The 3175-nt window shown below is 71.9% G+C and carries 6 protein-coding genes; 5 read left to right on the forward strand and 1 reads right to left on the reverse strand.

Features of this window, described 5'->3' with window-relative positions:
* The 5 genes from Q2100_RS30320 to Q2100_RS30340 form a co-directional block, all read left to right on the forward strand.
* On the forward strand, positions 1-321 hold a 321-nt coding region (locus tag Q2100_RS30320; protein WP_302916996.1), incomplete at its 5' end, for a DUF2470 domain-containing protein.
* A 21-nt stretch (positions 322-342) separates the two neighbouring features.
* Positions 343-921 (forward strand): orotate phosphoribosyltransferase, encoded by a 579-nt coding sequence (locus tag Q2100_RS30325; RefSeq protein ID WP_264013780.1) that lies wholly within the window; start codon positions 343-345, stop codon positions 919-921.
* 6 nt (positions 922-927) lie between these two features.
* Positions 928-1335: a TIGR03668 family PPOX class F420-dependent oxidoreductase gene (locus tag Q2100_RS30330; RefSeq protein WP_302916997.1), complete on the forward strand. Its 408-nt coding sequence runs from the start codon at positions 928-930 to the stop codon at positions 1333-1335.
* Positions 1323-1988, forward strand: coding sequence for a cytochrome b (locus tag Q2100_RS30335; RefSeq protein WP_302916998.1), 666 nt, complete (start codon positions 1323-1325; stop codon positions 1986-1988). Before Q2100_RS30330 ends, Q2100_RS30335 begins: the two co-directional genes overlap by 13 nt.
* Positions 1989-2006: 18 nt before the next feature.
* The gene (locus tag Q2100_RS30340) at positions 2007-2591 is read left to right on the forward strand and encodes a TetR/AcrR family transcriptional regulator (protein WP_302916999.1); all 585 of its coding nucleotides are present in this window, start codon (positions 2007-2009) and stop codon (positions 2589-2591) included.
* Here the strand turns inward: Q2100_RS30340 and Q2100_RS30345 are convergent.
* Positions 2578-3175: alpha/beta fold hydrolase (locus Q2100_RS30345; protein WP_302917000.1), on the reverse strand; the 598-nt coding region annotated here is incomplete at its 5' end. The two genes, Q2100_RS30340 and Q2100_RS30345, sit on opposite strands and share 14 nt — an antisense overlap.

Raw genomic sequence — 3175 nt, forward strand, 5'->3', positions numbered from 1 at the left:
GGCCGGATGGAGTCCACCTCCGGCGCCGAGTACGCGGCCGCCGAGCCCGATCCGGTGCAGCCGCGGGCCGCGGGCGCCGTCGCCCATCTCAACGCCGACCACGCCGAAGCGCTGCTGGCGATGGCCGCCTCCCTCGGCGGCTACCCCGACGCCACGGCCGCCACCTGCACGGGCGCCGACCGTTACGGCCTCGACCTGCGGGTGACCACGCCGCGCGGCGTCGCGTATCCCCGGATCGGTTACGCCGCGCCCATCGATTCCTTCGACGAACTGCGCTCGGCGGCGGTCGAACTGACCCGCCGCGCCCGCGGGACCCGCTGACCCTGCAATACGATCGCCGGTATGTCTGCTGCGACCGGGCGTCCGGACACCTGGCAAGCCGCCTTCGACCTGATCCGCACCCGCGGTTACGAGCACCGCGCCGAGCCGTTCCGGCTGGCGAGCGGACAGCTCAGTCACGATTACATCGACGGTAAGTACGCCGTCGACAACGGTGAGCGGCTGACGGTGGTGAGCCGTGCGGTCGCGGACCTGGCGGCGATGAACGGCATCGAGTTCGACGCCGTCGGCGGGCTGACCATGGGCGCGGACCCGCTGGCCCACGGCGTGGCGATGGTGACCGGGGCCGCATGGTTCTCGGTGCGCAAGGAGCAGAAGCAGCGCGGCCGCGAGCAGTGGATCGAGGGCACCCGCATCGAACCCGGCATGCGCGTGCTGTTGGTCGACGACGTGATCAGCACCGGCGGATCGACGGCGCTCGCGCTGGACCGGGTGACCGCGGCGGGGGCCGTTGCCACCGGCGTCATCCCGATGGTCGACCGCGGCGACGTGGCGGCGGGCCTGTTCGCCGAACGCAATGTGCCCTTCGTCGCGCTGGTCACCTACCGCGATCTGGGAATCGAACCGATCAAGGCGGTGTGAGTCCCGATGGCCGATGACGACGCCAAGGCCCGCTTCGCGGACGCGCCGTCGGCGGTGCTGGCCACGATAAGCCCTGACGGCGCACCGCATCTGGTGCCGGTGGTGTTCGCCGTGTCGGGTGACACGATCTACACCGCGGTGGACGCCAAGCGCAAGACCACCCAACGGCTGCGGCGACTGGCCAACATCGAGGCCGATTCGCGGGTGACCCTGCTCGTGGACCACTACACCGACGACTGGACGCAGCTGTGGTGGGTGCGTGCCGACGGCGAGGCGACGGTGCATCACAGCGGCGTGGAGATGGCGGCCGGATATTCGCTGTTGCGCCACAAGTACGTTCAGTACCAGCGCCTCGCCCTCGACGGTCCGGTGGTGACCGTCGCGGTGCGGCGGTGGTCGTCGTGGCAGGCCTGATCCGGCTGCGCAACGGTGCGCACGGATACGGCGCCGTGTCGAAGCTGCTGCACTGGCTGACCGTCGCGGTGATCGTCGCGCAGTTCGCGGTTGGCGCGACGATGGGACCCGACGAGGCCGCGCTCGACCGCGAGAAGGACCGCATCGACGAACTCGAGGAGCGCGGCGAGGAACAGGCCGAACGGCAGGGCGAAGCGGCCGAGGAACGGTTCGAGAACGAGATCGACCGCCTCGAGGACGAACTCGACGTCCGCGAGGACGACTACGTGGGCGACGCATTCGGCGAGGTGGTGTCGGGCTCCTTCGCCGGCGACGGGGTGTCGTTACCGGAACTGCATGTGTCGCTGGGGCTCTCACTGATCGCACTCGGTGTGCTGCGGATCGTCTGGCGCGCCGTCGCCGGGTTGCCCCCGTGGGCCGAACACCTCACCGCAGGCGAGCGCGCCCTCGAGGGCGCACTGGAGAAGGCGCTGCTGGCACTGCTGTTCGTGGTGCCCGCAACGGGCCTCGCGGTGCTCGCCCTCGGACACGACTGGGTGCCGCTGCACGTGGCCGCCCAGGTCGCGCTGCTGCTGGCGATCGCCCTGCACGTCGGGCTGGTGCTCAAGCACACCGTCGTCCGGCGCAACCGGCACCTGTCCCGCATGCTCTGACGGTCGTATCGTGAGCCGATGAGCGAGAGGCCGCGCAGGCGCCCCCGGCAGTCGCGATCCCGCGCGACGGTGGACGTGGTGCTCGAAGCCGCCGCGCAGATGTTCGACCGCGAAGGCCTGGCCACCACCACCAACCGGATCGCCGAGCGGGCGGGTGTCTCGATCGGCTCGCTGTATCAGTACTTCCCGAACAAGCATGCGCTGCTCGACGCGCTGGCCGAGCGGCACGTCCGGGAGGCAGGCGCGCGGCTGGACCGGGTGTTCGACCGGCTGCGCGTGCAGCGGCCCCCGTTCGACGAGACGATGCGCGCGGTGCTCGACGAAATCGTCGCACTGCACAGCGACCGGCCCGCGCTGCACGGCCTGATGCACCGGCTTTCGCCGCGGCCGGCCGACCTCGCGGCGATGCAGGCCTTCGAGGACCGGCTCGCCGCGGAGATCGCCCACCACCTCGACCGCTGCGGGCGCGGCGGTGCGGACACCGCGGTCACGGCTCAGACGCTGGTGCACGCGATCGACGCCCATCTGCACCGGGTGCAGACCCGGCAGAAACCGGACGCCGCCGAGCTGATGACTCTGGTGGACCGGCTCACGCCGGCGTGAGCTGGTCGCGGACGGCGAGCAACACCTCCTGCAGCCGGCCCAGTCCCGGCTCCTCGACGGGATAGTGGCCGCACTCCTGCAGCAGTGTCAGCGATTTCGGGCCGGGCAGCCGGTCGAAGAAGTCGATGCTGAGCCGCGGCGGAGTCCAGCGGTCGGCGTCCGGGTGCACCAGGGTGACGGGTGCGGCGTCGAACGTCTCCGGTGCGGTGTGGCGGAAGTCGAGCCAGCTCGACAGGAAACCCAGCGGTACCCGCACTCCGCCGCCGCGGGGGTCGCGGGCACACAGCCGCGACAGCGCGGGGTCGCGGCTCATCGACCCCATGTCGACCAGCCAGCGGATCGGCACGCGAACCCGCCCGCAGAGCGGGTCGATGGTGCGCAGCACGACCGGCGCGGCGGGGCCGGTCCAGGCGTGCCGCGGCACCGCCCGGCGCACCGCCGGGTCGGTGGGATCGATCAGGCAGGTCGCCACCACGTGCGCGACGTCGCGGGTGCGGGCGGCGACCTCGTAGCCCAGCAGGCCGCCCATGCTGGCGCCGAACACCACCAGCGGCCGGGCGTCGCGCGCGCGGTCGGCGCGCACC

It is taken from the genome of Mycolicibacterium arseniciresistens, from assembly GCF_030519285.1.
In the GTDB taxonomy this organism is placed as follows: Bacteria; Actinomycetota; Actinomycetes; order Mycobacteriales; family Mycobacteriaceae; genus Mycobacterium; species Mycobacterium arseniciresistens.